This window comes from Azospirillum halopraeferens DSM 3675 (assembly GCF_000429625.1).
GTDB classification, from domain to species: domain Bacteria; phylum Pseudomonadota; class Alphaproteobacteria; order Azospirillales; family Azospirillaceae; genus Azospirillum; species Azospirillum halopraeferens.
The window spans coordinates 108,474-126,360 of the sequence record NZ_AUCF01000005.1 but is presented as its reverse complement, the minus strand read 5'-3'; the positions used below and the strand labels follow the sequence as shown (position 1 = coordinate 126,360).

The following is a 17,887-nucleotide window of genomic DNA, read 5'->3' as shown; positions in this document are numbered from 1 at the left end:
GAGGAGGACCAGGGACATGGTCGAGAAGTTCGATGCCATCGTCGTCGGCGCCGGCCCGTCCGGCAACGCCGCCACCTACACGCTGGCCAAGGCCGGGATGAACGTGTTGCAGCTTGAGCGCGGGGAATACCCCGGCGCCAAGAACGTCCAGGGCGGCATCATGTACGCCGCGGAGCTGGAGAAGATCATTCCGGATTTCCGCGATGACTGCCCCACCGAGCGGCACATCATCGAACAGCGGATCTGGCTGCTGGGCGACGACAGCTACATCGGCACCAACTACCGCTCCGACGCCTTCAACACCGACGCCCCCAACCGCTACACCATCATCCGCGCCAACATCGACAAGTGGTTCTCCGAGCGCATCCGCAAGGCCGGTGCCTTGCAGATCTGCGAAACCACGGTGACCGAGCTGCTGCGCGACGCCTCGGGCAAGGTCTACGGCGTGAAGACCGACCGGGTGGGCGGCGAGATCCACGCGGACGTGGTGGTGATGGCCGACGGCGTCAACGCCCTGCTCGCCAAGCGCGCCGGCCTGCATCAGGAGCTGGCGCCGCAGAACGTGGCCCTGGCGGTCAAGGAGATCCTGTTCATCGACCCCGACCTGATCCAGCAGCGCTTCGGCCTGAAGGACGAGGAAGGTGTCGTCATCGAGATCATGGGCAAGGTGACCAAGGGGATGGTCGGCACCGCCTTCCTCTACACCAACAAGGAGTCGCTCACCATCGGCATCGGCTGCCTGGTCTCGGACTTCAAGCAGGCCGGGGTGGCCCCCTACAAGCTGCTGGAGGACCTGAAGAACCACCCGGTGATCAAGCCCCTGATCGAAGGGGCGGAGATGAAGGAATACGCCGCCCACATGATCCCCGAGGGCGGCTACAACGCGGTGCCGCAGCTCACCGGCGACGGGTGGCTGGCGGTGGGCGACGCCGCCCACTTCAACAACGCCGCCCACCGCGAGGGCTCCAACCTCGCCATGGCGTCGGGCCGCATGGCGGCCGAGACCATCATCGAGCTGAAGCGCGCCGGCCGGCCGATGACCGCGGCCAACCTGGCCGCCTACCGGCGCAAGCTGGACGACTCCTTCGTCATGAAGGACCTGAAGAAGTACCGGGACCTGCCCGACATCATGCACGCCAACAAGCAGTTCTTCGGGGCCTACCCCGACCTGCTGAACGGCGCCGCGCACAACCTGTTCACCGTGGACAGCGTCGACAAGCTGACCAAGGAGAAGGAAATCATGCGCTCCTTCGTCAAGAAGCGCTCCTTCTTCGGTCTGATGGGCGACGCGATCAAGCTGGCGAGGGCCTTCCGATGAGCCACATCATGACGATCAAGGTCGAAGACAAGCTCTACCAGAACCGCTACATCGTCGACGAAAGCCGTCCGCACATCCGCATCAAGGAAGAGGCGGCGTGCCGGAGCTGTGCCACGCAGCCCTGCACCTGGTGCTGCCCGGCCGCCTGCTACACCAGGGACGAGGCCGGTGGCGTCAGCCTTGCCACCGACGGTTGCCTGGAGTGCGGCACCTGCCGGGTGGTCTGCCAGGACAAGGGCAACATCCTCTGGGACTACCCGCGCGGCGGCTACGGCATCAGCTACAAGTTCGGCTGACCGTTCCGTCATCGGTTGACTCTCCCGGACCTCAGCAAAAAACCCCTTTCCCAATCGGGATAGGGGTTTTTTCGTGCGACACGCATGCCCGAATCTTAGCCAGTTGCGCAAGATTTGGTCCGATGCAGATTTATTTCAATCCAGTAATGAACAAGAAATAATCCCGGAGATGCGGCAATCCGCCTCGTTCCGGTCATGTCGCATCTGTGACGTTTGCGTTTCAGTATCATTGATACCTTCATCGGTATGACGTATCGTCGGCTATGCCCGACCGTCCAAACGTCAAAGTGCCGCAACCGATCGGAGGAGAGGCCCACATGCGTCTGACCGTGCAGTTCATTCTTCTGGCCGTACTCGCCACGCTGGGTGGACTGCTGGTGGTGAGCGACATCGTCGGCATGCGGGCCCTGCAGGTGGCCAACCGAAACCTTGCCACCGTCCATGACGACCGGGTGGTGCCGCTGCGCGATCTCAAGATCATCTCCGACGCCTACGCCGTGTTCATCGTCGATGCCTCCCACAAGGTGCGCAACGCCAACGTCTCGTGGGAGGAAGGGCAGCGTTCCGTGTCCACCGCCATGGCGGAGATCCGGCAGCGCTGGAACACCTATCTCGGTACGCACCTGGTGCCGGAGGAGGAGGCGCTGGTGAACCGGGCCAAATCCCTGATGGCCACGGTCGACAACGCCGTGGACCGGTTGCAGGCGATCCTCGCCGCAAAGGACACCGACGGCCTGGACCGCTTCGTGCGCGATACCCTGTACCAGACCATGGACCCGCTGACCGAGCAGATCGGTGCTCTGATCGACCTTCAGGTCCGCGTTGCCGGGCAGAGCTACGCCGACGCACAGGAGCAGTCCATGAGGGCGGAACGGATATCCTGGTTCCTGCTGGCCCTGGCGGCGGTGACCATCGTCGGCGGCACGCTGGCGGTCCTCGGCCGGGTGGTGCGGCCGGTCAACCGCCTGACCGGGGTGATGCAGCGCATGGCCGGCGGCGATTACGCCGTGACCGTGCCCGGAACGGCGGCGCGGGACGAGATCGGTGCCATGGCCCGAGCCGTGGAGGTGTTCAAGGACAACGGGCTGGAGAACCGGCGCCTGCACGCGGAGCAGGAGCGCGACCGCGCCGAAGCGGCCCGCGCCATGGGCGCCGCCCTGGACGAACTGGCCCGGGCGGTGGAGCGGGCCGCCACCGAAGCGGTCGGCCACGTCACCACCCACACCCGCCGCATGGACGACAGCGCCGACGCCATGGCCCGGTCGGCCGACACGGTGGGGGCCAATTCCCAGTCCGTGGCCGCCGCCGCCGCCCAGGCCCTGAACAACGCCCAGACCGTCGCCGCGGCGACCGAGGAACTGGCGGCCTCAATCCACGAGATCAGCGCGCAGGTGGCGCACGCCGGAGCCGTCACAAGGGGGGCCGTGGCCGGGGGCGAACGGGCGCAGGACACCATCCGCTCGCTGTCCGACACGGTGATCCGCATCGGCGACGTCACCAAGCTGATCCAGAGCATCGCCAGCCAGACCAACCTGCTGGCCCTGAACGCCACCATCGAGGCGGCGCGTGCCGGCGAGGCCGGAAAGGGCTTCGCCGTGGTGGCGAACGAGGTCAAGAGCCTGGCCACCCAGACCGCCAGAGCCACCGAGGAGATCGCCGCCCAGATCGCCGAGATCGAATCGGTGACCGCGCGCACCGTGGAGACGGTGGCGGAGATCGGCCGCTCCATCACCGAGATGGACCACATCGCCGGGGCCATCGCCGCGGCCATGGAGGAACAGTCTGCCGCCACGCAGGAGATCAGCCGCAACGTCGGCGAGACCGCCACCGCCGCGCGGGAGGTGTCGTCGCGCATCGCCGCGGTGTCCGGCGAGGCCACCGCCACCGGCAGCCGCGCCACCGACCTGCGGGCCGCCGCGGGCACCGTCAGCCGCAGCGTCGACGAGCTGCGGGCCGCCCTGATCCGCGTGGTGCACGATTCGGTGAAGGAGATCGGGCGGCGGCAAAGCGCGTGACGGGCGTGCGCGGATTGCGCGGGCGGCCGCACCGGGCCAGACTGCCCCCATGATCTGCATCCTGGACCGCTGGACCCACACCGCCACCGTCGCCGGGCACGCCGTCGTCTTCCCGGACGGGTGCCGCGACCTGATCGTCGTGCGCCACCCCGACGGGCGTGTGACCGGCTTCGTGTCCGACCTGCAGACGGGGCCGCGCAGCGTCGCCATTCGGCCGGGTGACGTCCTGACCGGCCGTCGCCTGATGCCCGGCGCGTGCATCGACACGGGCACGCTGATCGCCCGTGTCCCGGCCTGCGACGGCGACCCCGCGGGGATTGACGATCTGGTGGGTGAGCACTGCCACGTTCCCGCCGCGGTCGGCGAGGCCGTGCCGGCCCTGGCAGACGAGGGGGCGACGGTCGCGGGCGCCGCCCGCAGCCTCGGCGTCAGCCCGCGCAGCCTGCAACGGCTGTTCCGCACCCACGGATTGCCGGCGCCGGAGTTCTGGCTGCTTCTGGCCCGCGCCCGCCGGGCGGCTGCCCGGATCCTGCCGGAGGCGTCGCTGGCCGACGTCGCGGCTGCCGCCGGCTACGCCGACCAGGCGCACATGACCCGCGACTTCCGCCGCTGGTTCGGCCTGCCGCCGGCCGCCCTGCGCCGCGCCCCGGCGCTGCTGGAACTGCTGCGTCAGTCCGGGCTCGGCACCGCGGGGACGGGGGAGCAGATCTCCACCAGGTAACCGTTGGGATCGCTCACATAGGCGGTGGTCTGGCCCCACGCCTCCACCTTCGCGTCCTGCAGCAGCACCGCACCGGCCGCGCAGGCCCGTGCAACCGCGGCCGCGACGTCGCCGGTCTCGAACGCGATCTCGAACACCGGCGCCTTGGGATCGGCCGCCGCCGGCGCCTTGCCCAGGGAGCGCATCAGCCGCCGGGAGGAGAAGGCCAGCTTCGTGCCCCCGGTCACCAGCTCGCCGTAGTCGCCGCCGTCGTGCCGGAACCCGACCGCGAGCCCGAACGCCCGTTGGTAGAAGTCGAGCGTCCCGGCGACATCCTCGACGTAGAGGATCGTGTAGCGGAAGATCATCCATTCCTCCTTGCGGTGTGTACCCGTGGAGGATAGGCCCGCCGCCGGGGACCGTCTTGAAGGATTGCGACAGGGGCGGGCGGCGCTCAATCCCCGCTCAGCAGCCCGTGCGCCCGGTGCCAGTCTTCCAGGGATTCGTCGGGGTACTCGTCGTGGCGCGGCTCGCCCGGCCGGGCGTCGTCGCGCACCCAGTTCGCCCGGGAGCCCAGCATCATGTGCACCTGCTCCGGCGGTTCGGGCAGCGGCGTGTCGATGGCGCCGGCAAAGGGGTGGACCAGGTCGGGCCAGCGGGGGTCCGACACCCACAGTGCGGTGCCGCAGCGGCTGCAAAAACGGCGTTCGGCCGGGCTGACGCCGCCGTCGACGGTGGCGTGGAAGACGGTGATGTGCTCGCCCCCCTCCACCGCCAGCGTGTCCGCCCGGGCACCGAGATTGATGGCATAGCCGCCGGACCCCGCCGTCTTGCGGCAGATCGAGCAATGGCAGCGCAGATAGGGAACGGGTGCGTAGGCATCCACCGAGAATCGCACCGCACCGCAATGGCAGGACCCGTCGAGCCGCATGGTTCCTCTCCCGTCGATCGTTGCGGACACCGACAGACCATGGTGTCCCGGACACCGACAGACCATGGTGTCGCGGCAGTGGTGTTCCAAGCGGGCGCTTGACTCCGCCGCCGCTGCACCGCACCAACCGGGGGTGCCCCGCCACCACGGACCCGCCCCATGCCCCTGCGCCTGCCCCCCGCCCTGGCCGAAGCGGCCCGCCTCGTCCGCGCCGGCCGGTTTGCCGGGGCGATCGCCGCGCTCGGCCGCCTGCTGCGCCGGTCACCGCCCCCGGCGGCGCCCGTGCCGGCCGAAACGCCCGCCCGCCCGCCGGATGCCGCGCCGCTGTCCTACACCGGGGCGGCGGGTACGCGGACCTACACCCTGCACCGGCCCGCCCGCCCGCCGGGCGGCGGGCCGCTGCCCCTGGTGCTGATGCTGCACGGCTGCACCCAGTCGCCCGACGACTTCGCCACGGGCACCCGCATGAACGCGCTGGCCGACGAGTTCGGGGTGATCCTGGCCTATCCGGCCCAGGCCAAGCCCGCCAACGACCGCCTGTGCTGGAACTGGTTCGACCCGGAGGGGCACCGGCGCGATGGCGGTGAGACGGAGCTGCTGGCCGGCATCATCCGCCGGGTCATGGCGGACCATCCCGTGGACCCCCGGCGGGTCTACGCCGCCGGCTTGTCGGCGGGCGGGGCGGCGGCGGCGAACCTGGCCGCCCTCTATCCCGATCTGCTGGCCGCCGTGGCCATCCACTCCGGGCTTCCCTTCGGTGCGGCGCGCGGGGTGCCGGCGGCGCTCTTCGCCATGCGCCAGGGCTCCACCGCGGCCGCCGCGCCGGAGACCGGGCGGCGCGTCCCGGCGATCGTCTTCCACGGCGACGCGGACAAGGTGGTCCACCCGCGCAACGGTGAGGCCGTGGTCGCCGCCACCCTGGCCGGGGCCGACGGGGTGACGGCGACGGTGGAGCCGGGGCAGGTGCCGGGCGGGCGGGCGTACAGCCGCACCCTCCACCGCGACGGCGCCGGACGGCTGCTGTGCGAACACTGGACCGTGCACGGCGCCGGCCATGCCTGGGCCGGCGGCAGCCCGGAGGGGAGCTTCACCGACCCGGCCGGCCCCGACGCGTCCCGCGCCATCCTGCGCTTCTTCCTGGCCAACCCGCGGCCCGCCGACGGCTGAACCGCGGCGGCGGGGCCCGGCGTCAGTCCCGGCGCGGCAGGACGGTTTCCACCAGCGTCGCCCAATAGGAGGCGCCGATGCTCAGGATCTCGTCGTTGAAGTCGTAGCGGGGGTTGTGCAGCCGGCAGCCCGGACCGTCGCCGCCGTGGCCGAGCCAGATGTAGCAGCCGGGCCGTTCGCGGAGCATGTAGCCGAAATCCTCCGCGCCCATGGTGGGGTCGGGGTTCCAGATCACGTTGGCGTCGCCCACCACCCGGGCGGCGATGGCGGCGGCTTCCTCCGCCTCGGTCCGGCTGTTGACGGTGGGCGGATAGCCGGGCTGGATGTCCACCGTCGCCACCGCGCCGAACCCGTCGGCGACGGCGACGGCCAGGCGGGTGAGCTGTTCATGGATGCGCGCGCGCGTCTCCGGGCGCAGGGTGCGGATGGTGCCGTTCAGCCGGGCCTCGGCGGGGATCACGTTGAAGGTGGTGCCGGCCTCCACCCAGGTGACCGAGACGACGGCGCGGTCCATCGGGTCGGTGCCGCGGCTGACCAGGCTCTGCACCGCGGTGATGATGTGGGCGCCCACCAGCACCGGGTCGACGCCGCGGTGGGGCATGGCGGCGTGGGCCCCGTGCCCCTCCACCGTGATGGTGAACTTGTCGGCTGCGGCCATCACCGGCCCCGGATGCACCGCGATCACCCCGGCCGGCAGCTCCGGCCAGTTGTGCAGGCCATAGACCCGGTCGCAGGGAAAGCGTTCGAACAGCCCCTCCTCGATCATGCGCAGGGCGCCGGCCGATCCCTCCTCGGCGGGCTGGAAGATGAAGTGCACCGTGCCGTCGAAGGCGCGCGTTTCCGCCAGGTAGCGCGCCGCCCCCAGCAGCATGGCGGTGTGGCCGTCGTGGCCGCAGGCGTGCATCTTGCCGGGATGGCGCGAGGCGTGGTCGAAGCTGTTGGCCTCGGCCATGGGCAGGGCGTCCATGTCCGCGCGCAGGCCGATGGCGCCGGTGCCCGCGCCGCGGCCGCGCAGGGTGCCCACAACGCCCGTTTCCGCCAGGCCACGGTGCACCTCGATCCCGAACGACTCCAGGCGGGCGGCGACCAGGTCGGCGGTGCGCCGCTCCTCGTAGGCCAGCTCCGGGTGGGCGTGGATGTCGCGGCGCCAGGCGGTCATGTCGTCCCGGAAGGCGGCGATGCGGTTGATGATCGGCATGTCCGTCGGTGTTCCCGTGTTCCTTCGATGATCAAGTCGGCACCGCCATGCCGCGCTGCACCGCCGGACGTTCGGCGATCAGCGCGCGCCAGCGCTGCAGGTTGGCCTGATCGTTCAGCCGGCCGCCCTCGGCCGCGACGGCGACGAAGGGATAGCAGGCGATGTCGGCGATCGAATACTCGTCGCCGCCGAGATAGGTAGCCTCGCCCAGCCGGCGGTCCAGCGCATCATAGTAGCGTTGCAATTCCGTGCGGTAGAGGTCGATGGCGTAGGGGATCTTCTCCGGCGCGCGTACGGCGAAGCGGAACAGGTCGACGGCGATGGGGCCCAGATCGCTGATGCCGAACTGGAACCAGCACAGCGTCTCGTCCCGCGCGGCGCCCGTCGGCAGCAGGCGCCCGGCGCACTCGGCATAATGCAGCAGGATGGCGCCCGACCCGAACAGGCGCCGGGTCACGCCACCCGGCATCTCCTCCGCCACCGCCGGCAGCTTGCCCGCCGGGCTGATGGCCAGATACGCCGCCGACCGGTTCTCGCCGGCCATGAGGTCGAGCCGATGCACCCGGTACTTCAGCCCCAGCTCCTCCAGCAGGATCGAGGCCTTGTGGCCGTTGGGCGTGGGAAACGTGTAGAGCGTGATCATCGGCGTCAGGCCTCTTTGCGGATTGTCTCCGTCACGTCCCACTCTTGCCGATTTGCACCGGCAACGCCAGAGCCCCGCGAGCCGCGGTTCCACCCCCGTCATTCCAAGGTTGGAGGCGGTCCGTCTTTCGGATCGTCCAAGCGAAGGTGCGACGAAACAACATACATCCTTATGCATCGCCCCTTCATTAAAGAAATAATGATATAAGAGCTAATGTCCCTGTTGTCGATATCGAAGATAATCCGGGCTTGCGATCGGTTACAATACACTGATCGTTCGATCTCTAGCGGTCTCATCATTTTTCTTCATTGTTCCAGAATAAGGAAAACGCCGATGCCTGCGATCCTGAGACTTCTTGTTGTCGTCCTGTTGGCATCGGCCGCCGGGCAGTCCGCGCGTGCGGAAACGCTGCGGCTGATGACGGCCGACATTCCCCCCTATTCGATCCAGTCGGGCGACCGGCCGGGATTCATCCGCGAGCTTCTGGCCGAAATGGCCAATGTGCTCGGCGTGTCGATCGAGACCAGCTTCCATCCCATGGGCCAGGCGCACGCCCTGGCGCAGGAAGGCGAGAACACGCTGGTCTTCCCCCTGGCGCGCACGCCGGCGCGGGAGGAGAAGTACACCTGGGTCGTCAAGATGTTCGACATAGAAGCCAGCTTCCTTTCGGCTCCGGGCACGCCGGCGGTGGCCGGTCTCGACGACGCCAGGGCGCGGCGCATCGGTGTTCTGAAGGGGTCGGCCTTCGCCGCCTTCCTCGCCGACAAGGGCTTCACGGGCGTCATCGATTTCGCGACCTCGGCCGAATCGGCGGCCAAGCTGAAGGCGGGTGAGATCGACATCTGGTTCGCCGACGCCACCGAGGCCGTCGCCGTGTGGCGCGCCGCGGGCAACACCGCCGACCTGGTCAAGGGGTACCGGGCCTTCACCGGTGCGCTGTGGCTCGGCGCGTCGCCCAAGTCTCCGGCCATCGACATCGCCGCCTGGCAGGACGCCGTGCAGGTGCTTCAGCAGGACGGCACCTTCGACCGGATCTATCACTCCTACGGCCTGAAGTGACGACCGGAGCGGGACCGCGGATGGAGGGCACCATGACACTGACGATCGGGCGCAAGATCCTGCTGACGGTGGCGGTCGGCCTCGTCATCGGCTTCGGCGTGTCCGCGGCCTTGCAGATCACCGGGGAGCGGGGGCGGATGCTGGCGGTCTTCGACGACGGGCGGATGGCGGTCTCGCACCTGCTGGCCGACAACATGGCGGCGGCGGTGCGCTTCAACCGCACCCAGGCGATGATCGGTGCCTATGCCAACCTCCGGGGTCCGAACGGGGACCTCGGCGGGCTGGTCGTCCTCGACGCCGACGGCAAGGAACTGCACCGCTTCGTCGATCCCGACCGCCCCGCCTTTGCCTTCGATGCGGCCGTCGGCGGGCTGCGGAGCGCCGTTCAGGGCTCCCGCGCCGCCGTCGTGGAAGCCCACCCCGAGCACACGGTGGTTGCCGTGCCGGTGGTGCAGGGGGCGCAGGACGCCATGACCGGCGTGCTCGTGGTGGCCTGGGATCGCAGCCGGGCCCTGGCCGGAGCGGTCGAGGCGACGCGGATGCAGCTCGGGCTGGCCGCGGTGATCGTCGGGCTGCTGCTCGGCAGCCTGGCGTTCGCTCTGCGCCGCATCGTCATCGGCCCCGTCGTCGCCCTGACGGCGGCCATGGGACGTCTGGCCGGCGGCGAGAAGGACGTGACCATTCCCGGCACCGGCCGGCGCGACGAGATGGGCGCCATGGCCACGGCGGTGGAGGTGTTCCGCCGCAACGCCGTGGAGGTCGACCGTCTGCAGGCCGAGCAGGCGGCGCAGAAGGCCCGGGCCGAGGAGGAGCGGCGGCGGCAGATGCTGAGCCTGGCCGACGGGTTCCAGACGACGGTCGGCGGCGTGATCGCCGACGTGTCCGGCGAAACGGCACTCCTGGAGCAGCAGTCGCGGGTCATGGCCGACGCCGCCGGGGACACCGACCGTCTCGCCGCGTCCGTCGCCACGGCGACCGAGGAGGCGTCCTCCCACGTCCAGACCGTGGCCGCGGCGTCGGAGGAGCTGTCCAACTCCATCACCGAGATCGGCCGCCAGGTCAGCGACTCCAGCCGGGTGACCGCCGACGCGGTGATGCTGGCCCGCCAGGCCAACGACAAGGTGGAAGGGCTGGCGGCCGCCATTCAGCGCATCGGTTCCGTGGTCGACCTCATCAACTCCATTGCCGGTCAGACCAACCTGCTGGCGCTCAACGCCACGATCGAAGCGGCGCGGGCCGGCGATGCCGGCAAGGGCTTCGCCGTGGTGGCCAGCGAGGTCAAGCAACTCGCCAACCAGACGGCCAGGGCCACCGACGAGATCAGCGGCCAGGTCGCCTCCATCCAGGCGGCGACGGGAGAGGCGGTGCAGGAGATCCGGGACGTGGGGCGGGTGATCGAGCGGATGAACCAGATCGCCACCGCCATCGCCTCGGCGGTGGAGGAGCAGGGTGCTGCGACGCAGGAGATCGCCCGCAGCGTCCAGCAGGCGGCGTCGAGCACCCGCCTGGTGTCGTCCAGCATTCAGGGCGTCAGCAAGGCGGCCGACGTGGGCGGCCAGGCGGCCCGGGAGCTACTGGACCGCGCCCGCCGCCTGGCGCATCAGGCCGACACGCTCACCGGCGAAGTGGACGGCTTCCTGCGCTCGGTGCGGGCGGGATAGATCGGATCGCGTCGGGCGGTGGTGATGGTGCGCGGGTCGGGACGTCCCGACCCGCGCGTCATACCGCCCGGCTGTGCCGCCCCGCGCCCGTCGCCAGATAGGTGTCGAAGCGGGCGGCGACGATGCGCATCAGCGGGCGGGCCGCCTCGGGCACGCGGATGGTGCGTCCCTCCACCACGGCGACGCCGTCGGTCACCAGGTCCGTCAGGCCGGCCAGTTCCTCGTCGAAATGGCCGGGGTCGCGTCCGAACCGTTCGGCCAGGGCACCGGCGTCCACCGCGAGGTCGCACATCATCCGCTCGATCACGGCGCGGCGCAGGCGGTCCTCGTCGTCCAGGGCCAGCCCCTTGACGGTGGCGAGGCGGCCGGCGTCCACCGCCTCGGCATAATCGCCGAAGGGGACGGCATTCTGAATGTAGCCCTGCGGCAGCGCGCCGATGGCCGAGGCGCCGAAGCCCAGCAGCACGTCGGCGTCGTCGGTGGTGTAGCCCTGGAAATTGCGGTTCAGCGTGCCCGCCGCCTGCTGCACCGCCAGTTCGTCGGTGGGCCTGGCGAAATGGTCCAGCCCGATGGCGGCATAGCCGGCACCGGTGAGAACCCCGGCGATGGCGGCGAACTGCTCCCAGCGGCCGAGCGTGCCGGCCAGGGCCGACTCGTCGATCTTCTTCTGGTGCGTCTTCATCCACGGCACATGGGCGTAGCCGAAGACCGCGAAGCGGTCGGCGTCCATCTCCAGCGCGATTTCGGCGGAACGGGTGACGCTCTCCACCGACTGGTGCGGCAGGCCGTACATCAGGTCCAGGTTGATGTGGCGGATGCCGTTGGCGCGCAGCCAGGCCAGCGACCGCTCGGTCATCTCCCGCGGCTGGATGCGGTTGACGGCGGCCTGCACCGCGGGATCGAAGTCCTGCACGCCCAGAGAGGCGCGGTTGACCCCGGCCCGGCCCAGCGCCGCGGCCATTTCCTCGGTCAGGGTGCGCGGGTCGATCTCCACCGCCACCTCCGCCCCCTCGACCACGTCGAAGCGGCGGCGCAGGTGGGCGATCAGCGCCTCGAAATCCTCCGGCGCCTGCATGGTGGGGGTGCCGCCGCCGAAATGGATGTGGCGCACGGCGAGGCGGCCGGGAATGGCATCGGCCACCCGGTCGATCTCGCAGCGGATGTGGGCGAGATACTCGGCGATGGGTTCGTAGCGGGCGACGATCTTGGTGTGGCAGCCGCAGTACCAGCACATCTGCTGGCAGAACGGCACATGCACGTACAGCGACCCGGCATGGTCCGGCGTCAGCTCGCCCAGCCAGCGCCGGTACGTCTCATGCCCGACGTTGGGTGAGAAGTGCGGCGCCGTGGGATAGCTGGTGTAGCGCGGGATCCGCAGCCCGTCGTACTTGGCGAGGAGCGCGGGGTTCAGGATGTCGGTGGTGCGGAGCGTCGTCATGCCCCGCACAGTGCGGCGGGATCGCCGCCGGGGCTTTGATTTGCGTCAACCCATCCGCCGGTCGGCCGGGGATGCGGCGGCGCGGGCCATCCGCTCCTCCAGGTGGCGGTGCAGCAGGTCGACGTTGCGCCGGTTGGCCTTGAAGGCGACGTCGAAGAGGGTGCCCAGCACGGGGATCGAGCCGACGGCCCAGTCGATGCCCACGTTGGCCATCATCCGGATCACCAGGGAGCGGGGCAGGCCGAACCGCATCGCTTCGCGGACGATGTAGGCGGAGACGATCGCGGTGGCCGTGTCGCCCACCACCGGCACGATCGACGCGATGCCGTCCAGCCCGATGGGAATGGGGATGCCGGGGATGCGCCAGCGCGAATCGAGCCACCACGCCAGACGGCGCAGCCGCTCCAGCCGCTCCCGGTCGCTGTCACTTGAACTTGATGATGACGTAGATGGCATGGATGATCCCCGGGATGTAACCCAGGATGGTCAGCAGCACGTTGATCCAGAAGTGCAGGCCGAATCCCACCTGCAGGAAGACGCCCAGCGGCGGCAGCAGGATGGCCAGAAGGATGCGGATGATGTCCATGGGGGTCTTCGTCTCCGGTGGCGCGGCGGCGGTCGCCCGTGATGAACGCCCGGCGCCGCTCGCGGTTCCCCCGGCGGGTTACCGGGTGGCCCCGGCCAGGGCTGCCGCCCGCTGTGCACCGAAATGGTGCAGCAGGGCGTAACCGACCACCGCCGACAGGATCGACCCGCAGAGAACGCCCAGCCGCACCGCCACCGCGTGTTCGGGATCGACGAAGGCGAGGTTGCCGATGAACAGGCTCATGGTGAAGCCGATGCCGGTCAGCACCGCCACGCCGTAAAGCTGGCCCACGGTGGCCCCCGCCGGCAGCGGTGCCACCCCGGACCGGACGGCCAGCCAGGTGGCGGTGAAGACGCCCGCCTGCTTGCCCAGGAACAGGCCCAGCGCGATGCCCAGCGGCACCGGCTCGGCCAGGCTGGCCGGCGTCAGCCCGGCCAGAGGCACCCCGGCGTTGGCCAGCGCGAACAGGGGCAGGATCAGGTAGGCCACCCAGGGGTGCAGCGCGTGCTCCACATCGTGCAGGGGATGGACCGGCTCCGCCTCGCCCTTGCGCACCCGCAGGGGGATGGCAAAGGCGAGCACCACGCCGGCCAGCGTGGCGTGCACCCCCGATTTCAGCACGCAGACCCAGAGGATGACGCCCAACACCATGTATGGCCCCTTGCGGGCCACCCCGGTCAGGTTCAGCCAGGCGAGTCCCAGCCCGGCCAGCGCGGCGAAGCCCAGCGCCGCCGGCGCCAGGTGGTGGGTGTAGAAGGCGGCGATGATGATGATCGCGCCCAGGTCGTCCATGATCGCCAGCGCCAGCAGGAAGATGCGCAGCGACGTGGGCACCCGCGGCCCCAGCAGCGCCAGCACACCCACCGCGAAGGCGATGTCCGTCGCGGCGGGAATCGCCCAGCCGCGCAGCGTCTCCGGCGATCCCGCATTGAACAGGGCATAGATCAGCGCCGGCACGGCCATGCCGCCCAGGGCGGCGATGCCCGGCAGCATGGCTTTGGCGCGGCTGGACAGTTCGCCTTCCAGCACCTCGCGCTTGATCTCCAGCCCGACCAGCAGGAAGAAGATCGCCATCAGCCCGTCGTTGATCCACAGCAGCAGCGGCTTCTCGATGCCGGCGGCGCCGACGTGGATGCCGGTCGGCATGGCCAGCAGGCTCTCGTACAGCCAGGCCGCGGGAGAGTTGGCCCACACCAGCGCCACCGCCGCGGCGATCATCAGGATGACCCCGGCCGTCGCCTCGTTGTTCAGGAATTCACGGATTGCGGGGAGCTTCATGCGTCTCGGAGTCCTCGTGGCCGGGCAGGTGTGGCCGGGTCACCCCGGCGACGCCCCGCACGCTGACCATTCAACACGGCTGCGCGGCGAATCATGCCCGCAAATTGGTCAGACCGGTCATACCAATACAGCCGTATGTCTGACTCATGACAAACGATCCGACCCGGCGCGGCGAAACGCCGCGCCATGCCGGATAACGCCCACCAAGCTGTTCAACTCACAAACAAAAATCCCCCGATCTACGCCGATCGTCGAGGGCTCATCCACCGTTTTATATCCTTCTCCGCGCTGGCCAGAACCCGATAACCAGCGGATGATGGGGGCATGGAACGAATAAAGACAGAGCAGTCAACAAGGACTTTGGGGGGATCCATGGAATCGCTGTACTGCGCCTGCTGCGGCCGGCCCTTCACGCGCGCCTCGCACCGCGGCCCCGCACCCCTGTACTGTTCGCGCGATTGCCGCCGCCAGATGGACGTGCGCCGCCGCGCATGGGCCGATGTCGACCCTGCCACCGCCCGGTGGGGCATGGTTCGTGACGTCCGCCAGCCGGCGCGCGCCGCCGCCGCCGGGCGCTGAACCGCGGGGAGGGCTATTCCGCCGCCAGCCGCTCCTCGTCGCCGCACGCGCCGCACAGGGCGTCCCAGTCGAGATCGCCGGGATGGGTGACCACATGATCGGCCGCCTCGAACACGAGATGGGCATGCTGCGGCCAGGCGATGGTCAGCATGCCCGCGGCCTTGCCGGCCGTGGCGCCGGTGGGGCTGTCCTCGATCACGGCGCAGGCCCGCGGCGGCACCCCCAGGCGGGCGGCGGCCGTCAGGTAGGGTTCCGGGTGCGGCTTGCCGCGGGCCACATCGTCGCGGCTGACGGCGAACTCGAACGGTGAGGAGCCGAGGGCCGTGGCGATGGCCGCGAGGTTGGCGTCGACCACGCGGCGCCCGCTGTTGGACACGCACACCTGCCGCACGCCCCTGGCGGCGAACGCTGCAACCAGGGCCAGCGCCCCGTCGCGCGGGGTGACGTGGGCGAGATGCGCGATGTACCGGTCGGTGATCGCCTCCACCCAGGCGGCGAAGCTCACCGGCATCGGCCGGCGGGCGTGCAGGCGGTCGTAGAACTCGGGAAAGGCGATGCCCAGCGTGGCGGCGTAGTCCGCATCGCTCAGATCGTAGCCGTGCGCCCGGCACACCGCGATGGTCGCCCTCTGGTGCCACGGCTCGCTGTCGAGCAGCGTGCCGTCGATGTCCCAGAGGATGGCTTGCAGGGGTGGACGGCTCATTGCTGTGCCCTCATCGCATCACCAGATCGTCGCGGTGGATCATCACGTCGCGGCCGCGGAAGCCGAGGACCGCTTCGATCTCGGCGCTGCGGCGGCCGAGGATGCGCCGGGCGTCCTCGGCGGCGTAGGCGCACAGGCCCCGCGCGATCTCCCGCCCGGCGGCGTCCTGCACGACGACCAGGTCGCCGCGTTCGAAATCGCCCTGCGCCTCGGTGACACCCGCGGGCAGCAGGCTCTTGCCCTGCTGAAGGGCCTGCACCGCGCCGGCGTCGACGATCAGCACCCCGTGCGGGGCGAGATGGCCGGCGATCCACGCCTTGCGGGCGGTGCGGGGCTCCGCCGCCGGCAGGAACCAGGTGCACAGGGCGCCGCCGTCGGCCGGGGCGCGCTCCAGGGCGGCCAGCGGGTTCATCCGCTTGCCCTTGGCGATCACCATGCGGCAGCCGCCGGACATGGCGATGCGCGCCGCGGCGATCTTGGTGACCATGCCGCCGGAGCTGTAGCCGGGCGGCGGCTCTCCCGCCATGCCCTCGATCTCGGCCGTCAGTTCGCGCACCACGGGGATGTGGGCGGCGTCGGGCTCCTTGCGCGGGTCGGCGGTGTAGAGGCCGTCGATGTCCGACAGCAGCACCAGCGTGTCGGCCGAGATCATCTGGGCCACCCGGGCCGCCAGCCGGTCGTTGTCGCCGAATCGGATCTCGGCCGTGGCGACGGTGTCGTTCTCGTTGATGACGGGAACGGCGCCCAGGCGCAGCAGCGTGTCGATGGTGGCGCGGCCGTTGAGGTGACGGCGCCGCTCCTCGGTGTCCTCCAGGGTCAGCAGCACCTGCGCCACGGTGACGTCGTGGCGGGCCAGCGTTTCCTGGTAGGCGTGGGCCAGGCGGATCTGCCCGGTGGCGGCGGCGGCCTGCTTCTCCTCCAGCCGCAGCGGGCGGCCGCGCAGGCCCAGGTGCTCGCGCCCCACCGCGACGGCGCCGGAGGTGACCACCACCACCTCCTGCCCGCGGGCGCGGCAGGCGGCGATGTCGTCGGCCAGCGCATCCAGCCAGGCGCGCCGGATGTGCCCCGTCCGCTCGTCCACCAGCAGGGCGGAGCCGATCTTGACGACGAGGCGCCGCGCCCCGATCAGGGTGGGGGCGGCGGTGTCGGACTCAGTCTTCGCGGTCGTCGTCATCGTCGTCGAGGTCGTCGTAATTGTCCCACTCGTCGTCATCCCCGGACGAGCGCGGGTCGCGCAGGTGCCAGTTGCGCGGCTGGACCGGCGTGGGCGGCGGGTGCAGGACGTCCGGCTCCTCCGCCTTGGCCTCCTTGATGGCCAGCAGCAGGCGGTAGAGCACGGCCTGGACACCCTGGCCGGTGGCGCCCGAGAGCACCATGACCTCGGCGCCCGAGGCGTCCTCCAGGGCCGCCTTTTTCTCCGCCAGCTCGTCTTCCGGGATGGCGTCGCACTTGTTCAGGCCGACGATCTCCGGCTTGTCGGCCAGGATGCCGCCGCCGTAGGCCTGAAGCTCGGTGCGGATGATGCCGTAGGCGTGCGCCACGTCGTCGGCCGTGCCGTCGATCAGGTGCAGCAGGATGCGCGTGCGCTCCAGGTGGCCGAGGAAGCGGTCGCCCAGACCGTGCCCTTCGTGCGCGCCCTCGATCAGGCCGGGGACGTCGGCAATGACGAACTCGTCGTCGCCGGCGCGCACGACGCCCAGATTCGGGGTCAGCGTGGTGAAGGGATAGTCGGCGATCTTCGGCTTGGCCGCGGTGGTGGCGGCCAGGAAGGTGGATTTGCCGGCGTTGGGCAGGCCGACAAGGCCGGCGTCGGCGATCAGCTTCAGGCGCAGCCACACCCAGCACTCCTCGCCCGGCCAGCCGGGGTGGAACTTGCGCGGCGCGCGGTTGGTGGAGGTCTTGTAACTGGCGTTGCCGAATCCGCCGTCGCCGCCCTTCAGCAGCACGATGCGCTGGCCGACCTCGGTCAGGTCCGCCAGCACCGTTTCCTGGTCCTCGTCGAGGACCTGGGTGCCGACCGGCACGCGCAGGACGATGTCGTCGCCGCGCGCCCCGTTGCGGTCGCGGCCCATGCCGTGGTTGCCGCGCTTGGCCTTGAAGTGCTGCTGGTAGCGGTAGTCGATGAGGGTGTTGAGCCCCTGCACCGCCTCCACCACCACGTCGCCGCCCTTGCCGCCGTTGCCGCCGTCGGGTCCGCCGAACTCGATGAACTTCTCGCGGCGGAAGCTGACGGCGCCGGGGCCGCCGTCGCCGCTCTTCAGAAACACCTTGGCCTGATCGAGGAACTTCATGGATCTGTACTGCAAAAGAAAATC

The 17,887-nt window shown here is 70.2% G+C and carries 19 protein-coding genes; 8 read left to right on the top strand and 11 right to left on the bottom strand.

The annotated features are described in order from the left end of the window. Nucleotides 1-16 precede the first annotated feature (16 nt). The 4 genes from G472_RS0106825 to G472_RS31690 all read left to right on the top strand — a co-directional run bounded on the left by G472_RS0106825 (nucleotide 17) and on the right by G472_RS31690 (nucleotide 4,350). Nucleotides 17-1,318 carry an FAD-dependent monooxygenase gene (locus G472_RS0106825; protein ID WP_029007778.1) on the top strand — a complete coding sequence of 434 codons (1,302 nt, stop codon included), beginning with the start codon at nucleotides 17-19 and terminating at the stop codon, nucleotides 1,316-1,318. Continuing rightward, the gene (locus tag G472_RS0106820) at nucleotides 1,315-1,614 is read left to right on the top strand and encodes a ferredoxin family protein (RefSeq protein ID WP_035691436.1); all 300 of its coding nucleotides are present in this window, start codon (nucleotides 1,315-1,317) and stop codon (nucleotides 1,612-1,614) included. The genes G472_RS0106825 and G472_RS0106820 overlap by 4 nt, the downstream gene beginning before the upstream one ends. A 317-nt stretch (nucleotides 1,615-1,931) precedes the next feature. Further along, on the top strand, nucleotides 1,932-3,629 hold the full coding sequence (locus G472_RS0106815) for a methyl-accepting chemotaxis protein (protein WP_029007776.1): 1,698 nt from the start codon (nucleotides 1,932-1,934) through the stop codon (nucleotides 3,627-3,629). A gap of 49 nt (nucleotides 3,630-3,678) precedes the next feature. Next, on the top strand, nucleotides 3,679-4,350 hold the full coding sequence (locus tag G472_RS31690; protein ID WP_051340518.1) for a helix-turn-helix domain-containing protein: 672 nt from the start codon (nucleotides 3,679-3,681) through the stop codon (nucleotides 4,348-4,350). Here G472_RS31690 and G472_RS0106805 read toward each other — a convergent pair. Both G472_RS0106805 and G472_RS31685 read right to left on the bottom strand, forming a co-directional pair. Then, nucleotides 4,299-4,697: a VOC family protein gene (locus G472_RS0106805; RefSeq protein ID WP_029007941.1), complete on the bottom strand. Its 399-nt coding sequence runs from the start codon at nucleotides 4,695-4,697 to the stop codon at nucleotides 4,299-4,301. The genes G472_RS31690 and G472_RS0106805 overlap by 52 nt on opposite strands. Nucleotides 4,698-4,783: 86 nt before the next feature. Next, a complete protein-coding gene (locus G472_RS31685; RefSeq protein ID WP_035691434.1) occupies nucleotides 4,784-5,260 on the bottom strand; it encodes a GFA family protein in 477 nt (158 codons plus the stop codon). Nucleotides 5,261-5,419: 159 nt separating this feature from the next. On the opposite strand from G472_RS31685, the gene G472_RS0106795 reads away from it, so the two are divergent. After that, nucleotides 5,420-6,427, top strand: coding sequence for an extracellular catalytic domain type 1 short-chain-length polyhydroxyalkanoate depolymerase (locus tag G472_RS0106795; protein WP_029007775.1), 1,008 nt, complete (start codon nucleotides 5,420-5,422; stop codon nucleotides 6,425-6,427). 22 nt (nucleotides 6,428-6,449) lie between these two features. Here the strand turns inward: G472_RS0106795 and G472_RS0106790 are convergent, their stop codons facing one another. Both G472_RS0106790 and G472_RS0106785 read right to left on the bottom strand, forming a co-directional pair. After that, nucleotides 6,450-7,625: a M20 aminoacylase family protein gene (locus tag G472_RS0106790; protein ID WP_029007774.1), complete on the bottom strand. Its 1,176-nt coding sequence runs from the start codon at nucleotides 7,623-7,625 to the stop codon at nucleotides 6,450-6,452. A 31-nt stretch (nucleotides 7,626-7,656) separates the two neighbouring features. Continuing rightward, entirely contained in the window at nucleotides 7,657-8,268 is a 612-nt protein-coding gene (locus G472_RS0106785) for a glutathione S-transferase family protein (protein WP_029007773.1), read from the bottom strand. Between the two features lie 333 nt (nucleotides 8,269-8,601). Between G472_RS0106785 and G472_RS0106780 the strand changes: the two genes are divergently transcribed. Together G472_RS0106780 and G472_RS0106775 are read left to right on the top strand one after the other, a co-directional pair. Further along, the gene (locus G472_RS0106780; RefSeq protein ID WP_029007772.1) at nucleotides 8,602-9,327 is read left to right on the top strand and encodes a substrate-binding periplasmic protein; all 726 of its coding nucleotides are present in this window, start codon (nucleotides 8,602-8,604) and stop codon (nucleotides 9,325-9,327) included. A 32-nt stretch (nucleotides 9,328-9,359) separates the two neighbouring features. Continuing rightward, on the top strand, nucleotides 9,360-10,988 hold the full coding sequence (locus tag G472_RS0106775; protein ID WP_169732786.1) for a methyl-accepting chemotaxis protein: 1,629 nt from the start codon (nucleotides 9,360-9,362) through the stop codon (nucleotides 10,986-10,988). Nucleotides 10,989-11,046: 58 nt separating this feature from the next. On the opposite strand, the gene hemN is transcribed toward G472_RS0106775, so the two are convergent. The 4 genes from hemN to nhaA form a co-directional block, all read right to left on the bottom strand. Further along, the gene (gene hemN / locus G472_RS0106770) at nucleotides 11,047-12,426 is read right to left on the bottom strand and encodes an oxygen-independent coproporphyrinogen III oxidase (protein WP_084536495.1); all 1,380 of its coding nucleotides are present in this window, start codon (nucleotides 12,424-12,426) and stop codon (nucleotides 11,047-11,049) included. A gap of 45 nt (nucleotides 12,427-12,471) precedes the next feature. Continuing rightward, complete coding sequence (locus G472_RS0106765) at nucleotides 12,472-12,882, bottom strand: DUF4112 domain-containing protein (protein ID WP_029007769.1); 411 nt, start codon at nucleotides 12,880-12,882, stop codon at nucleotides 12,472-12,474. Continuing rightward, complete coding sequence (locus G472_RS37975) at nucleotides 12,851-13,012, bottom strand: YqaE/Pmp3 family membrane protein (RefSeq protein WP_035691431.1); 162 nt, start codon at nucleotides 13,010-13,012, stop codon at nucleotides 12,851-12,853. The genes G472_RS0106765 and G472_RS37975 overlap by 32 nt, the downstream gene beginning before the upstream one ends. 78 nt (nucleotides 13,013-13,090) lie before the next feature. Next, a complete protein-coding gene (gene nhaA / locus G472_RS0106755) occupies nucleotides 13,091-14,290 on the bottom strand; it encodes a Na+/H+ antiporter NhaA (protein WP_029007768.1) in 1,200 nt (399 codons plus the stop codon). A gap of 372 nt (nucleotides 14,291-14,662) precedes the next feature. Here nhaA and G472_RS0106750 point away from each other — a divergent pair, with 372 nt between their 5' ends. Continuing rightward, nucleotides 14,663-14,869 carry a hypothetical protein gene (locus G472_RS0106750; protein ID WP_029007767.1) on the top strand — a complete coding sequence of 69 codons (207 nt, stop codon included), beginning with the start codon at nucleotides 14,663-14,665 and terminating at the stop codon, nucleotides 14,867-14,869. A gap of 13 nt (nucleotides 14,870-14,882) precedes the next feature. Here the strand turns inward: G472_RS0106750 and G472_RS0106745 are convergent, their stop codons facing one another. From G472_RS0106745 to obgE, 3 genes are read right to left on the bottom strand one after another with little or no spacing between them, the layout of a single operon-like run. Continuing rightward, a complete protein-coding gene (locus tag G472_RS0106745; RefSeq protein WP_029007766.1) occupies nucleotides 14,883-15,572 on the bottom strand; it encodes an HAD family hydrolase in 690 nt (229 codons plus the stop codon). A gap of 10 nt (nucleotides 15,573-15,582) precedes the next feature. Continuing rightward, a complete protein-coding gene (proB, locus tag G472_RS0106740) occupies nucleotides 15,583-16,746 on the bottom strand; it encodes a glutamate 5-kinase (protein ID WP_051340517.1) in 1,164 nt (387 codons plus the stop codon). Beyond that, on the bottom strand, nucleotides 16,724-17,863 hold the full coding sequence (gene obgE, locus G472_RS0106735; RefSeq protein ID WP_029007764.1) for a GTPase ObgE: 1,140 nt from the start codon (nucleotides 17,861-17,863) through the stop codon (nucleotides 16,724-16,726). Before obgE ends, proB begins: the two co-directional genes overlap by 23 nt. Between the last annotated feature and the right edge of the window lie 24 nt (nucleotides 17,864-17,887).